This window comes from Branchiibius cervicis, assembly GCF_042661605.1.
GTDB classification, from domain to species: Bacteria; Actinomycetota; Actinomycetes; order Actinomycetales; family Dermatophilaceae; genus Branchiibius; species Branchiibius cervicis.
This window is the reverse complement of the sequence record NZ_JBHSWJ010000002.1, coordinates 1,607,298-1,619,015: the sequence shown is the minus strand read 5'-3', so window position 1 is coordinate 1,619,015 and position 11,718 is coordinate 1,607,298. Positions and strand designations below refer to the sequence as shown.

Sequence of the window (11,718 nt, the reverse complement as noted above, 5' to 3'; positions counted from 1 at the left end):
GCAGCGACAGTCACCGCGGCACCTGTGACATGTAGCACAAGTTAGGTTGGCCTGCCTAGAAGTGCTACGGCGAATTAGGTAACACTCGTGTTGTGAATATCGAGACGGGTACCCGGCAACGGGTACTTCGCACCGTCTCAGAGCAGGGTCCGATCACCGCGGTCGAGTTGGCCGATCGGCTCGAGGTGACTCCCACGGCCGTCCGCCGGCACCTGGATGCGCTGGTCGCCGAGGGGCAGTTGTCCGAACGCGACAGCCAACGTGACCTGCACGGTGAACGTCGCCGGGGTCGACCGGCGCGGGCGTACGTCGTCACCGATGCGGGGCATTCGCGGCTGCGCTCGGATTACGACGACCTGGCCGCCGATCTGTTGGCCTTCCTGGCCGAGCAGGGCGGCGACGAGGCCGTCCAGGCGTACGCCCGGCGTCGCGCGTCGGTGCTCGCCGAGGGTCTGGAGCTGCCGGCCGAGGGTACGGTCGCCGACCGTACCCAGGCCTTGGCGACGGCCCTCGACGCACGGGGATTCGCCACCTCGACCCGCCCGCTGGGGACGGGCGTGCAGTTGTGCCAGGGACATTGCCCGGTACAGCACGTCGCCGAGCAGTTTCCCGCATTGTGCGAGGCGGAAACGGAAATGTTCTCGCGGGTCCTCGGTGTTCACGTACAGAGACTGGCTTCGTTGGCACACGGGGATCACGTGTGCACGACCTTCGTGCCGACCCCTGCTCAGTCAGGCAATGGTCAGCACCCGCAATCCACCACCCGAAGGGACGAATCATGAGCACGATCGAAGAGCTCAACCCCGGCTTGGAGGGCATCGGACGGTACGAGTACGGCTGGGCCGACTCCGACACCGCCGGCGCCAGTGCCCGACGAGGGCTGTCGGAGGACGTCGTGCGCGACATCTCCGGGCGCAAGAACGAACCGGAATGGATGACCAAACTCCGGCTCAAGGCGCTGTCCCTCTTCGACAAGAAGCCCATGCCGTCCTGGGGGAGTGACCTGACCGGGATCGACTTCCAGAACATCAAGTACTTCGTGAAGTCCACGGAGAAGCAGGCCACCACCTGGGACGAACTGCCCGAGGACATCAAGAACACCTACGACAAGCTGGGCATCCCGGAGGCGGAGAAGCAGCGCCTCGTCGCCGGCGTCGCCGCGCAGTACGAGTCGGAGGTGGTCTACCACCAGATCCGAGAGGACCTGGAGGAGAAGGGCGTCATCTTCGTCGACACCGACACCGGTTTGCGCGAGCACGAGGACATCTTCAAGGAGTACTTCGGCTCGGTCATCCCGGCCGGCGACAACAAGTTCGCCTCGCTGAACACCGCTGTGTGGTCGGGCGGTTCGTTCATCTACGTGCCCAAGGGTGTGCACGTCGACATCCCGCTGCAGGCCTACTTCCGGATCAACACCGAGAACATGGGCCAGTTCGAGCGGACCCTGATCATCGCCGACGAGGACTCCTACGTGCACTACGTGGAGGGCTGCACCGCGCCCATCTACCAGTCCGACTCGCTGCACTCCGCGGTCGTGGAGATCATCGTGAAGAAGAACGCACGGGTGCGCTACACGACGATCCAGAACTGGTCCAACAACGTCTACAACCTGGTGACCAAGCGCGCGACCTGCGAGGCCGGCGCGACCATGGAGTGGATCGACGGGAACATCGGATCCAAGGTGACGATGAAGTACCCGGCTGTCTTCCTGCTCGGTGAGCACGCCAAGGGCGAAACGTTGTCGATCGCGTTCGCCGGCGAGGGCCAGCACCAGGATGCCGGTTCCAAGATGGTGCACGCCGCGCCCAACACCAGCTCGACCATCGTGTCCAAGTCGGTGGCCCGCGGTGGTGGCCGCACCTCCTACCGCGGTCTGGTGCAAGTTCTGCCCGGTGCCACCAACTCCAAGTCGTCGGTGGTCTGCGATGCGCTGCTGGTCGACCAGATCAGCCGCAGCGACACCTACCCCTATGTCGACGTCCGTGAGGACGACGTGCAGATGGGTCACGAGGCCACCGTGTCCAAGGTCAGCGAGGACCAGATGTTCTATCTGCAGTCCCGCGGCCTGACCGAGACCGAGGCGATGGCGATGATCGTGCGCGGCTTCGTCGAGCCGATCGCCCGTGAGTTGCCGATGGAGTACGCCCTCGAACTCAACCGCCTCATCGAACTGCAGATGGAAGGAGCCGTCGGCTGATGTCGTTGCTGACGCCCGAAAAGAGTCACGTCGACCCGTCCGCCCAGGTGTCGGCCGGGGTCATCCCCGATCAGTCGCGCGCCGAGCGGCGTACGTCGTTCGACGTCGCCGACTTCGCGATCCCCAACGGTCGCGAGGAGGAGTGGCGCTTCACCCCGGTCGACCGGTTGGGTCCGCTGTTCCGTGACGAGGCAACCGGCGGCCACCTGGAGTGGTCCGAGCACCTGCCGCAGGGGGCCACCCTGAGCACCATGTCGGTGCAGGAGTGGCGCGACCTCGGTCTGGCGATTCCGGCCGATCGGGCCGCGGCCGTGGCTGCCGCTCATTCCGGTGGCGTCGCGGTGCTGGACATCGCGGCGAACGCCGAGCTCACCGAGCCGGTGCGCATCGAGCTGACCGGTGTGCAGCGCGAGACCGTGCACGGCCACCTGCTGGTGCGCGTCGGCAAGCACGCGCAGGCAACCGTGGTGCTGAGCCACCACGGCATCTCCGACTACAGCGAAGTGCTGACCGTCGAGGTCCAGGACGGCGCGAACCTGACCCTCGTCACCACCGCTGAGTGGCAGGACGAGGCCATCCACCTGGGTCAGTACGACGCGGTCGTACGCCGCGACGCCAGGTACCGGCACATCGCCGTCACCCTGGGCGGGGCCATCGTGCGGCTCAACACCAACGTGACGTACGACGGCCCGGGCGGCGACGCGACGCTGCTCGGCGTCTACTTCGCCGACGCCGGTCAGCACCTCGAGCACCGTTCGTTCGTCGACCACAACGCACCCCGCTGCACCTCTCTGGTGACGTACAAGGGTGCGCTGCAAGGGGATTCGGCCCACACCGTGTGGGTCGGGGATGTGCTCATCCGGGCTGCGGCCGAGGGCATCGAAACCTACGAGCTCAACCGCAACCTGGTCCTGACCGACGGTGCGCGCGCCGACTCGGTGCCCAACCTGGAGATCGAGACCGGTGACATCGAGGGAGCCGGTCACGCCTCATCGACCGGCCGGTTCGACGACGAGCAGTTGTTCTACCTGCAGGCTCGCGGAATCCCCGAGGATGCCGCCCGCCGCCTGGTGGTGCGCGGCTTCTTCGCCGACATCGTCGCCAAGATCGGTATCCCCGAGGTCGTCGATCCGCTGATGGAGGCGATCGACCGCGAGCTCGCGGCCGGCTCGGAGGCCGGAGCATGAGCGAGTTCGTCCGGGTATGCGCCCTCGGCGATCTGACCCGGAACACTCCGGCGCTGGCCGAGATCGACGGCCGGCCGGTCGCGATCGTGCGGGACGAGGACGATCACGTGCACGCCGTGGACGACACCTGCTCGCACGCGAACGTCTCCCTGTCCGAGGGTGAGGTCGACGGCTGCACGATCGAATGCTGGCTGCACGGCTCCGCTTTCGATCTGAACACCGGGGAACCCACCAGTCTGCCGGCCACCGAGCCCATTGCCGTCTACCCCGTGAAGGTCGAGGACGGTGACGTGCTGGTCGACGTGACCGCCTCCGTCAACGGCGTCGCCGTCTGAACTACTGCGTCTGAATCACTGAAGAAGGAAGAACCATGTCCACGCTTGAAATCCGTGACCTGCACGTCACCGTCGATACCGAACAGGGCACCAAGGAGATCCTCAAAGGGGTCGACCTGACCGTGTCCTCCGGCGAGACCCACGCGATCATGGGCCCCAACGGCTCGGGTAAGTCGACCTTGGCCTACAGCGTCGCCGGTCACCCGAAGTACACCGTCACCCAGGGCAGTGTGACCCTCGACGGCGAGGACGTCCTGGCGATGTCGGTCGACGAGCGGGCCCGCGCCGGTCTCTTCCTGGCCATGCAGTACCCCGTCGAGGTGCCCGGCGTCACCGTGAGCAACTTCCTGCGCACCGCCAAGACGGCGATCGACGGAGAAGCGCCGAAGCTGCGCACCTGGGTCAAGGACGTCAAGGGCGCCATGGAGAACCTGCGGATGGACTCCGCCTTCGCCGAGCGCAACGTGAACGAGGGCTTCTCCGGTGGTGAGAAGAAGCGTCACGAGATCCTGCAGCTGGAACTCCTGCAGCCCAGGATCGCCATCCTGGACGAGACCGACTCCGGTCTCGACGTGGACGCGCTGCGGATCGTGTCCGAGGGGGTCAACCGCGCCAAGGAAACCACCGACCTCGGCGTCCTGCTGATCACTCACTACACGCGGATCCTGCGGTACATCAAACCGGACTTCGTGCACGTCTTCGTCGACGGCAAGGTTGCCGAAGAGGGCGGCCCCGAACTGGCCGAACGCCTCGAGAACGAGGGCTACGACCGCTACCTGCAGGGGGCGACTGCGTCGTGACCACACACGCCGACATCGGCGTAGCCACTCCCGATGCGACCGCGCTGGACCTGGCCGCGATCCGGGCCGACTTCTCGATCCTGTCCCGTACCGTGCGTGAGGGAAAGCCGCTGGTGTACCTCGATTCGGGCGCCACGTCACAGAAGCCGCGAGTCGTCATCGAGGCCGAACGCGACTTCTATGAGCAGCGCAACGCGGCGGTGCACCGCGGTGCCCACCAGCTGGCGGAGGAGGCGACGGACGCCTTCGAGACCGCGCGAGCCCGGGTGGCGGCGTTCATCGGCGCGGCGGCGGACGACGTGGTCTTCACCAAGAACGCGACCGAGTCACTGAACCTGGTCGCCTACGGGCTGTCCAACGCGCTGGCCCCGGGCGCCCTGGACGGGGTCGACCCGGCCATCGCCGACCGGCTACGCATCGGCCCCGGCGACGAGGTCTGCATCACCGAGATGGAGCACCACGCGAATCTGGTGCCGTGGCAGGAGTTCTGCCGCCGCACCGGCGCGACGCTGCGCTGGATCCCGGTGCTGCCGGACGGAACGCTCGACCTGGAGAACGCACCCATCGGGGAACACACCAAACTGCTGGCGTTCACCCATGTCTCGAACGTCGTGGGCACGATCAACCCGGTCGCCGAGTTGGTCTCGCGGGCCCGCGAGGTCGGTGCGCTGACCGTGCTGGACGCCTGCCAGTCCGTGCCGCACCTCCCGGTGGACGTGACGCAGCTGGGCGTGGACTTCCTCGCGTTCTCCGGCCACAAGATGCTGGGCCCGTCCGGGATCGGCGTGCTGTGGGGACGCCAGGAGTTGCTGGCCGCACTGCCGCCGTTCCTGACCGGCGGCTCGATGATCGAGCTGGTCACGATGGAGAAGTCGACGTACGCCGCGCCGCCCCAGCGCTTCGAAGCCGGAGTGCCGATGGCTGCCCAGGCGGTTGCTCTCGGGGTCGCCAGCGATTACCTGGCCGGAATGGGCATGGACAACGTGGCCGCGCACGACCGTGCCCTGGTCGCCTACACCCTCGACCGGCTCGCCGAGCGGCCCTGGGTGCGCGTACTTGGCCCGACTGATCCGCAGATCCATTGTGGCGCGGTCGCCTTCACGATCGACGGAGTCCACCCCCACGATGTGGGGCAGATTCTCGACGACGCGGGGGTCGCCGTACGCACCGGGCACCACTGCGCCTGGCCGCTGCACCGAGCTCTGAAGGTGCCGGCCTCGACGCGGGCCAGCTTCGCGCCGTACACCACGTTCGAGGAGATCGACGCTTTCGTCGACGCACTCGACGCGGTGCCGGTGGTCTTCGGATTGGACGTGTGATGGACCTGTACCAGGAAGTGATCCTCGATCACTACAAACACCCGCAGCACGCCGGTCTGCGCGAGCCGTTCGACGCCCAGGTGCACCACATCAACACCACGTGCGGCGATGAGATCACGCTGCGGGTCGATGTGGACGGCGACGTGGTCAAGGACGTGTCCTATGACTCGACCGGCTGCTCGATCTCGGTGGCGTCGGCGTCGGTACTGGCCGAGGAAGTCATCGGCCACTCGATCACCGAGAGCATGGCGACCTACGAAGCCATGAAGTCCATGCTGACCTCCCGAGGCCAGGACCCCGGCGATGAGGAACTCATCGGAGACGGGGTCGCGTTCGCCGGCGTCGCCAAATATCCCGCGCGGGTCAAGTGCGCACTGCTGGCGTGGTCGGCCTACCTCGACGCGCTCAGCCGTACCCAGGAGGAAACCGCATGACAGAGACCACCAACCCCGTCAATGTCGCCGACGTCGAAGAAGCGATGCGCGATGTCGTCGACCCCGAGCTGGGGATCAACGTCGTCGATCTCGGTCTGGTCTACGGGATCACCGTCGACGGTGAGGCCAACGCGGTGCTCGACATGACGCTGACGAGCGCCGCCTGTCCGCTGACCGATGTCATCGAGGACCAGACTGCTTCCGCCCTGGAGGGTCTCGTGACCAGTCACCGGATCAACTGGGTGTGGATGCCGCCGTGGGGGCCGGACAAGATCACCGACGACGGGCGCGAGATGTTGCGCGCCCTCGGCTTCAACATCTGAGGTCCTTCTACCACCTACCAACGCCAGGCCCCCGGAAACCAAAGGTTCCGGGGGCCTGGCGTTCCGCCGCTTCGGGCGGCCTCAGCCCAGCGAAGCCGCGTTGAAGGTGTCGCAGCGGTTGAGGTCGCCGGTGGAGTAACCGGTGTAGAACCACTTCTGCCGTTGCGCCGAGGTGCCGTGCGTGAACGTGTCGGGACGGACCCGTCCACCGGCCTGGGCCTGGATGTGGTCGTCGCCGACCGCCGCGGCCGCGGACAAGGCCGATTTGATGTCGGTGTCGGTGATGTTCGGGATGAACACGTTGCCCTGGGCGTCAGTGGTCTGCGAGGCGTAGCGGACCCACAGACCCGCAAAGCAATCCGCTTGCAGTTCCGTGCGCACCGAGGCACTGTTTGCGCCCTGTGGGTCCTGCTGTGAGGCGCCGAGCAAACCCAGGATGTTCTGGACGTGGTGGCCGTACTCGTGCGCGACGACGTACTCCTTCGCCAGTGCGCCGGTGTCGGCGCCATAGGTGCTGGTCAACTCTCGGTAGAAGGACACGTCCACGTAGACCTTCTGATCCAGGGGACAGTAGAACGGGCCCATGGCGGAAGTCGCGGTGCCACACCCCGAGGCGGTCCTGCCGGAGTAGAGGACGGTCTTCGCGGGTGTGTAGTTCTGGCCGTACTTCGGCAGGTACCCCGACCAGAAGTTCTGCAGGCTGTTGACCGTAGCGATGACCCGGCACGTGTCGTTGTTGTTGGCGTCGGCACCGGTCTTGCACTCGCTGAACTGGTCGCTGACGGAGCCGGAGTTGGACGCTACATCGTTGCCGTTGTTCAGGGCGTTGGAAGTGCCGCTGGTACCAAGCAGATTGCCGCCGAAGATCATGGTCAGAATCAGGATGATGATGCCGCCGATACCGCCGACCGCCACGCCGCCGCGGCCGACCCCGCCGCTGCTGTAGCCCCCACCCGATCCGCCGGACTGCACCTGGGAGGTGTCGAGTCCGACGTTGTCATTGAACGTCATGCGCTGATCATCACCGTTCACGATTGGGGGTGCAAGCGGGCGCGCGACTAGAGTCGCTCCACGTGATCGTAGCCACCGATATCGAACTGCGGGCCGGTTCCCGACTCTTGCTGTCCGATGCCAGCTTCCGGGTGGCTGCCGGGGATCGAATCGGCTTGGTGGGTCGCAACGGAGCGGGCAAGACGACGCTGACCAAGGTCCTCGCCGGACAGAGCCAGCCCGCCGCCGGGTCGGTCACCTCCAGCGGCGAGGTCGGCTACCTGCCACAGGACCCCCGGACCGGTGACCTGTCCGTACTGGCCCGCGACCGCATCCTGTCCGCACGATCATTGGACGTGATCGTGCGTGATCTCGCCGCGTCGGCGGCCCAGATGGGCGACGACGACCCGGCCGTCGCCGAGCGGGCGATGCGCCGCTACGCCCGCCGGGAGGCCGAGTTCGAAGCCGCCGGCGGGTACGCCGCGCAATCCCAGGCCGCTGCGATCGCCTCCAGCCTCGGGTTACCCGAGCGCATCCTCGAACAACCCCTCTCCACCCTCTCCGGCGGTCAGCGTCGCCGCGTCGAGTTGGCCCGGATCCTCTTCTCCGGCGCGGAAACGCTGCTGCTGGACGAACCGACCAACCACCTGGACGCCGATTCCATCGTCTGGCTGCGCGACCACCTGGCCAGCTACTCCGGCGGACTGATCATCATCAGTCACGATGTCGACCTGCTGGAGAAGGTTGTGAACCGGGTGTTCCATCTGGACGCTAACCGGCAGGTGATCGACCAGTACAACGTCGGGTGGAAGTCCTACCTGCAGCAGCGGGAGACTGACGAGCGCCGCCGCAAACGCGAACTGCAGAACGCGCAGAAGAAGGCTGCGACGCTGCTCGCCCAGGCCGACAAGATGCGCGCGAAGGCCACCAAGGCCACCGCGGCACAGAACATGGCCCGGCGCGCCGAACGGCTGCTGAGTTCGGTGGAAGGCGAGCGGCAGAGCGACCGGGTGGCCAAACTGCGGTTCCCCAAACCGGCCCCGTGCGGCAAGACCCCGTTGATGGCCAGGGGTTGTCGCGGTCCTACGGCTCGCTGGAGATCTTCACCGACGTCGACCTCGCCATCGACCGCGGGTCACGGGTCGTGGTCCTCGGCCTCAACGGTGCCGGTAAGACGACGCTGCTGCGGATCCTGGCCGGCATCGATCCGCCGGACACCGGGATCGTGGACCACGGGCACGGCCTGCGGTTGGGCTACTACGCGCAGGAACACGAGAACCTCGACATGGATCGCACCGTGCTGGACAACATGAAGTCCGCGGCGCCGGAACTCGGGGAGACCGAGACCCGCAAGGTCCTGGGGTCGTTCCTGTTCAGCGGCGACGATGTCGACAAACCCGCGGGGGTGCTCTCCGGAGGTGAGAAGACCCGGTTGTCGCTGGCGCTGCTCGTGGTCTCGTCGGCGAACGTGTTGTTGCTCGACGAGCCGACCAACAACCTCGACCCGGCCTCCCGGGAAGAGATCCTGGGCGCGCTGCACGCCTTCGAGGGGGCGGTGGTGCTGGTGACCCACGACGAGGGAGCCGTGCACGCACTGGAGCCCGACCGGGTGCTGCTACTGCCCGACGGCGTCGAAGACCTGTGGGGTCCGGACTACGCCGATCTGGTGGCGCTGGCCTGACGCGCGGCTCACGCGTCCTCCTCGTCCCAGACCCGCACCTTCTGGGGTTTGGGCGGTTGCGGCGTGTTGGCACCGGGTCGGTCGGCGCCGCGTTCGTCGCGAAGCTCGCGCCGGGCGCGCATGACCACGAATCCGTACCCCGCGACCATGCCGATCCACCACTGGATCGCGTACGACAGGTTGATGCCGGCGTAGGAGCCCGGGTCCGGCGCGGGCAGGGCGGCTGGTCGCGCCGGTGCCGCACCGGTCGACGTACGTTCCGATTGCATGAGCACGTACTTGTCGCCGACCACATCGGAGGCAGTGAGCCCGGCCGCGGCGACGATGTCCGGCAGGTAGATCGACGCGACCTGTCCGGTGACCGCGGGTTTGGCCAGATTCGGCTCGAACGGCCGCAGCCAGCCCACGACGGTGATCTGGCCGGAGGGTACGGCGGGTACCGAGTCGGGCGCCGACGCCGTGCTGCCGTTGGGTACCCAGCCGCGATCCACGATCACAGTGGTGGCGCCGTCCGCCGGCGAGCTGAGTCGCAGCGGTACGAGCACCTCGTAGCCGAAGTCACCGTCATTGGGCCGGTTCCTGGCCAGGACCTGTTGATCGGCCGCGTAGGTGCCGGTCATCGTGACGCGCAGCCAGTCCCGCCCGCTGCCGACGGCGTCGGCCAGAGGTCGCGGGTCGGCGTCGTAGTTGACCTGCAGTTGTTCCTGAGCGGCGTGCTTGTCGCTGAACCGGTGCCATTGCCACAGGCCGAGGAAGAAACAGCCGACGGCCCACACGGTGGCGACCAACAACCAGGTCAGCCACCGCCGTTCGGTCAGCTTGGCGAGCACCCCCTGACGTTACTCGGCATAGGGTGGGGCCCATGACGTTGGTCGACCAGTTCGGTCGGGTGGGGACAGATTTGCGGGTGTCGCTCACCGATCGCTGCAACCTGCGCTGCACGTACTGCATGCCCGAGGAGGGGCTGAACTGGTTGCCGCGCAGCGAACACCTGACCGACGACGAACTGGTGCGCGTGGTCGGCCTGTTCGTCGCCGAGGGGGTGACGTCGGTCAGGCTGACCGGCGGTGAGCCGCTGCTGCGCCGGGGACTGCCCGGCGTCGTACGCCGACTGGCCGGCTTGGCGCCCCGCCCCGAGTTGTCATTGACCACCAACGGCATCGGCCTGGACCGGCTCGCTGCGCCGCTGGCCGAGGCCGGCCTCGATCGGGTGAACGTGTCGTTGGACGCGGTGGACCCGCAGATCTACGCCCGGTTGACCCGGCGCAACCGCTTCCATGACGTCGAGCGGGGCCTCAAAGCGGCGGCGGACGCAGGACTACGGCCGGTGAAGGTCAACGCCGTGGCCACGCGTGACGGGGAGGACCCGGTCCGTTTGCTCTCGTGGTGTCTCGACCGCGGATACGACCTGCGGTTCATCGAGCAGATGCCCTTGGACGCCGGTCACACGTGGGACCGCGCCACCATGCTGACCAGGGATGAGCTGCTGACGACGCTGGGCGCGGCCTTCGGGCTCACGCCCGTCGAGGAGCGCGGAAGCGCGCCCGCGGAGAGGTTCACGGTGGACGGGGGACCGGCGACCGTCGGCATCATCGCCAGCGTCACCGCGCCGTTCTGCGGATCGTGTGACCGGGTGCGGCTGACCGCCGACGGGCAGGTGCGCAACTGCCTCTTCGCGCGCGACGAGGACAATGTGCGCGATCCGTTGCGGGCGGGCGCCAGCGACGCCGAACTGGTCGACATCATCCGGGCCACGATGTGGCGCAAAGCCCGCGGCCACGGCATCGGCCGCCCGGGTTTCGTACAACCCGAACGGCCGATGTCGAGTATCGGCGGCTGACGCCGCCGTGATCGATCAGGCGCCGGCAGTCACCTTGGAGGTGTACTGCGGGCACAGGGCACCGATGGACACGCCGAGGAAGTAGCCGGCGTTGGTCGTGCTCCAGTCCGGGTGCTTCTGCTTCAGGTCGCCGATGACCGTCAGGATGTTCTTGTCCTGACCCATCTGACCGCACACCCACTGGCCATCGGCCAGGGCAGCCTGGTCGGTGATGGTGGGGAAGCGCTGCTTCACGACCTTCAGGAAGGCGGTCTTGTGGATCTCGTCGACACTGGTCGACGGGCTCGGCGCCGACGTGCTGGACGCTGGTGCCTCGGAGGTGGAGGTCTGCGAGGTCGTGGTCTCGCTCGGCGTCTCGCTCGTGGTTTCGCTGGTCGTGGTTTCGCTGGGCGTCTCGGACGTGGTCGTGCTCGTCGTGGTGGCCGAGGCGGTGGCGGAGGGGTTGACGGTGACGGTGGATCCGCAGCCGCTCAGCACCGCCGCTGCGGCGACGGTCGAAGCGGCGGCGATCAGGAGGTTCTTGGCCATGCCCCGATCGTGGCATGCAATGGCGTACGGGGCCAGTTCATCGCCGGGTGGGGCGGGACCGGAGAATTCCCGACACCCGTACGG

General features: G+C 67.1%; 12 protein-coding genes and 1 pseudogene. 10 read left to right on the top strand and 3 right to left on the bottom strand.

What is annotated here, in order from left to right:
* Nucleotides 1-92 precede the first annotated feature (92 nt).
* Genes ACFQBT_RS08575 through ACFQBT_RS08540 form a run of 8 tightly spaced genes read left to right on the top strand, consistent with a single transcriptional unit; the run spans nt 93 to nt 6,595 of the window.
* Nucleotides 93-782 (top strand): helix-turn-helix transcriptional regulator, encoded by a 690-nt coding sequence (locus tag ACFQBT_RS08575; RefSeq protein ID WP_377821954.1) that lies wholly within the window; start codon nt 93-95, stop codon nt 780-782.
* The gene (gene sufB / locus ACFQBT_RS08570; protein WP_377821952.1) at nt 779-2,197 is read left to right on the top strand and encodes a Fe-S cluster assembly protein SufB; all 1,419 of its coding nucleotides are present in this window, start codon (nt 779-781) and stop codon (nt 2,195-2,197) included. Before ACFQBT_RS08575 ends, sufB begins: the two co-directional genes overlap by 4 nt.
* Entirely contained in the window at nt 2,197-3,384 is a 1,188-nt protein-coding gene (sufD, locus tag ACFQBT_RS08565) for a Fe-S cluster assembly protein SufD (protein WP_377821951.1), read from the top strand. Before sufB ends, sufD begins: the two co-directional genes overlap by 1 nt.
* Nucleotides 3,381-3,719 (top strand): non-heme iron oxygenase ferredoxin subunit, encoded by a 339-nt coding sequence (locus ACFQBT_RS08560; protein WP_377821949.1) that lies wholly within the window; start codon nt 3,381-3,383, stop codon nt 3,717-3,719. The genes sufD and ACFQBT_RS08560 overlap by 4 nt, the downstream gene beginning before the upstream one ends.
* A gap of 35 nt (nt 3,720-3,754) precedes the next feature.
* Nucleotides 3,755-4,519, top strand: coding sequence for a Fe-S cluster assembly ATPase SufC (gene sufC / locus ACFQBT_RS08555; protein ID WP_377821947.1), 765 nt, complete (start codon nt 3,755-3,757; stop codon nt 4,517-4,519).
* Complete coding sequence (locus ACFQBT_RS08550; protein WP_377821945.1) at nt 4,516-5,838, top strand: aminotransferase class V-fold PLP-dependent enzyme; 1,323 nt, start codon at nt 4,516-4,518, stop codon at nt 5,836-5,838. Before sufC ends, ACFQBT_RS08550 begins: the two co-directional genes overlap by 4 nt.
* A complete protein-coding gene (gene sufU / locus ACFQBT_RS08545; RefSeq protein WP_377821943.1) occupies nt 5,838-6,272 on the top strand; it encodes a Fe-S cluster assembly sulfur transfer protein SufU in 435 nt (144 codons plus the stop codon). The genes ACFQBT_RS08550 and sufU overlap by 1 nt, the downstream gene beginning before the upstream one ends.
* Nucleotides 6,269-6,595, top strand: coding sequence for a metal-sulfur cluster assembly factor (locus tag ACFQBT_RS08540; protein ID WP_377821941.1), 327 nt, complete (start codon nt 6,269-6,271; stop codon nt 6,593-6,595). Before sufU ends, ACFQBT_RS08540 begins: the two co-directional genes overlap by 4 nt.
* Before the next feature lie 81 nt (nt 6,596-6,676).
* Here ACFQBT_RS08540 and ypfJ read toward each other — a convergent pair whose 3' ends face one another.
* Complete coding sequence (ypfJ, locus tag ACFQBT_RS08535; RefSeq protein ID WP_377821939.1) at nt 6,677-7,606, bottom strand: KPN_02809 family neutral zinc metallopeptidase; 930 nt, start codon at nt 7,604-7,606, stop codon at nt 6,677-6,679.
* 62 nt (nt 7,607-7,668) lie between these two features.
* Between ypfJ and ACFQBT_RS08530 the strand changes: the two are divergent.
* A pseudogene (locus ACFQBT_RS08530) lies at nt 7,669-9,266 on the top strand (ABC-F family ATP-binding cassette domain-containing protein).
* Between the two features lie 8 nt (nt 9,267-9,274).
* Here ACFQBT_RS08530 and ACFQBT_RS08525 read toward each other — a convergent pair.
* Nucleotides 9,275-10,096 (bottom strand): SURF1 family cytochrome oxidase biogenesis protein, encoded by an 822-nt coding sequence (locus ACFQBT_RS08525; protein ID WP_377821937.1) that lies wholly within the window; start codon nt 10,094-10,096, stop codon nt 9,275-9,277.
* A 32-nt stretch (nt 10,097-10,128) separates the two neighbouring features.
* On the opposite strand from ACFQBT_RS08525, the gene moaA reads away from it, so the two are divergent.
* Nucleotides 10,129-11,106 (top strand): GTP 3',8-cyclase MoaA, encoded by a 978-nt coding sequence (gene moaA, locus ACFQBT_RS08520; RefSeq protein ID WP_377821935.1) that lies wholly within the window; start codon nt 10,129-10,131, stop codon nt 11,104-11,106.
* Nucleotides 11,107-11,121: 15 nt separating this feature from the next.
* On the opposite strand, the gene ACFQBT_RS08515 is transcribed toward moaA, so the two are convergent.
* Nucleotides 11,122-11,634 (bottom strand): DUF732 domain-containing protein, encoded by a 513-nt coding sequence (locus tag ACFQBT_RS08515; RefSeq protein ID WP_377821934.1) that lies wholly within the window; start codon nt 11,632-11,634, stop codon nt 11,122-11,124.
* Between the last annotated feature and the right edge of the window lie 84 nt (nt 11,635-11,718).

Bases quoted from the DNA above. Each gene is read 5' to 3' on its own strand.
- sufC (WP_377821947.1), top strand. From the start codon at position 3,755: ATGTCCACGCTTGAAATCCGTGACCTGCACGTCACCGTCGATACCGAA.
- sufU (WP_377821943.1), top strand. From the start codon at position 5,838: ATGGACCTGTACCAGGAAGTGATCCTCGATCACTACAAACACCCGCAG.
- ACFQBT_RS08515 (WP_377821934.1), bottom strand. From the start codon at position 11,634: ATGGCCAAGAACCTCCTGATCGCCGCCGCTTCGACCGTCGCCGCAGCG.
- sufB (WP_377821952.1), top strand. From the start codon at position 779: ATGAGCACGATCGAAGAGCTCAACCCCGGCTTGGAGGGCATCGGACGG.
- ypfJ (WP_377821939.1), bottom strand. From the start codon at position 7,606: ATGACGTTCAATGACAACGTCGGACTCGACACCTCCCAGGTGCAGTCC.
- ACFQBT_RS08560 (WP_377821949.1), top strand. From the start codon at position 3,381: ATGAGCGAGTTCGTCCGGGTATGCGCCCTCGGCGATCTGACCCGGAAC.
- ACFQBT_RS08540 (WP_377821941.1), top strand. From the start codon at position 6,269: ATGACAGAGACCACCAACCCCGTCAATGTCGCCGACGTCGAAGAAGCG.
- sufD (WP_377821951.1), top strand. From the start codon at position 2,197: ATGTCGTTGCTGACGCCCGAAAAGAGTCACGTCGACCCGTCCGCCCAG.
- moaA (WP_377821935.1), top strand. From the start codon at position 10,129: ATGACGTTGGTCGACCAGTTCGGTCGGGTGGGGACAGATTTGCGGGTG.